The 1,653-nt window shown below is 64.5% G+C and carries 2 protein-coding genes; both read right to left on the bottom strand.

What is annotated here, in order from left to right:
* Positions 1 to 80: 80 nt before the first annotated feature.
* Positions 81 to 707: a GNAT family N-acetyltransferase gene (locus UU9_RS12005; RefSeq protein ID WP_007082019.1), complete on the bottom strand. Its 627-nt coding sequence runs from the start codon at positions 705 to 707 to the stop codon at positions 81 to 83.
* Between the two features lie 140 nt (positions 708 to 847).
* Positions 848 to 1,390 carry a DUF2058 domain-containing protein gene (locus UU9_RS12000; RefSeq protein WP_007082018.1) on the bottom strand — a complete coding sequence of 181 codons (543 nt, stop codon included), beginning with the start codon at positions 1,388 to 1,390 and terminating at the stop codon, positions 848 to 850.
* Positions 1,391 to 1,653 lie beyond the last annotated feature (263 nt).

The raw sequence follows: 1,653 nt of genomic DNA, 5'->3' as shown, positions 1-1,653 counted from the left end.
GGGATTCGGGATTCGGGATGACCAGCCGTTCGGCTGTTGAAAGCCGGGATTCGGGATTCGCAGAGCGTTGCCCGGACGGGTCAGCGTGGCGCGGTGGGTTTGCCCAAGGCCAGGGAAATCTGCGCGGTGCCCGGCTCGCTGGGCAGCAGTCGGCGCACGAAGCCAAGCTCCTTGCACAGTTCCAGCATGGGCCTGTTTTCCAGCAGCACGTAACCCCAGATCTCGGTCAGGTTGCGGCGGCGGCAGTCGTCCACCAGTCGTTGCATCAGCAGCGCGCCAAGGCCCAGGCGGGTCCAGTCGTGCTCCACCAGTACCGAGAACTCCGCGTTGTCGGCGGACCGGTCGACATAGATGCGGCCGACGCCGCGCATCTCCGCGGGCGTGGTGGACTCGTCCATCAGGACGAAGGCGGTTTCCAGCGCCGGATCGACCTGGCACAGGCGCTGCGCCATCAAGGCGGGAAGTTCCGACATGGCATGCAGGAAACGGCGGCGGATGTCTTCCGGCGACAGCCGCGAGAAGCAGCGCTGCAGGGCGGCCACGTCGCCCGGCTCGATCGGGCGCAGCACCAGTTCGCGGCCGTCCCGCGTGGCAACGTGTTCGCCACGCGGTTCGCCGTTGGCGTGGCGGCGGGCGAAGCGCTCGCTGCTGCGCGGCGGCAGCGGGGCGAAACGGAGCGGCGCGGAATACGTGATGGCAAGACTCATGGAGAACGTCCGTACTTTCGCGTATTGTGTGCAATGCAACATGAAATTGCAATGGCTACGCCCTGTATATCAAGGCATGGTGTAGCAAATTTGCGATTGATTTGCTGCAATACGGAAAAGCTTTCCGCAGGCCCGAAGCGCTACCAGACCAGGTCGTCGGGCACTTCGAACTTGCTGTAGAAGTCGTCGTCCGCATCGCTGGAAGCATCGCCAGGCGTCGACTGGCCATGGTCCAGCACGATCATCGCGGCATCGCGCTCGTACACCTTGTCGGCCGCCACGCGCGGCAACAATTCGTAGCCATGGCCATGGCGCACGATCACCAGCGTGCCGGCGGCCAGCTGCGCACGCAGCGCCTCGTTCACCAGCACGTCCCTGATGCGGTCGCCATCGGTAAAGCGATAGGCGATCTCGCCCTCGCGCTTCACCTTGTGCGCTTCCACGATTTGCTGAACCTGCACCCGCGCCTCGCCGGCACGCAGCTGCGCATTGCGCTCGGCGGCGATGGCGCGATCGCGCGCGGCCTTCTCTGCCTGCAACCGCTGTGCTTCCAACTGCTCGGCGCTGGGTGCCGCCGGCTGCTTGCCCTTGTGCTTCTTCGCCTGCTCGCGCACGGCCTGGGCCACCTGGTTTTTCTTGACCAGGCCGGCCTTGAGCAGTTGTTCTTGCAGGGGATTGCGCATGGGGAAGTGGAAAGGTCAGTCGGTGATGTGGGACGGAATTGTAGCGCGTGATGATTGCTGGCCCGGGGTGCTTGGCGTGCCGGTGCCGGCGTATCGGGTCTTGCCGTGTGAGGGACCAGCGTTCGTTTGCGACCCGAAGCGGTCGTTCAGAAGTGCACTCTGACCCCGGTTTCGGGCAAGACATCGATTGGGTCCGGTGGTGCAAGTGGTTCGAGGTCGTCAAGCGGCCGGCAGCGACCAATCCTTAGGGATGCTCTGATCAA

Origin of the sequence: Rhodanobacter fulvus Jip2 (genome assembly GCF_000264315.1) — a bacterium.
Lineage (GTDB): Bacteria > Pseudomonadota > Gammaproteobacteria > Xanthomonadales > Rhodanobacteraceae > Rhodanobacter > Rhodanobacter fulvus.
This window is presented reverse-complemented; position numbering and strand designations above follow the sequence as displayed.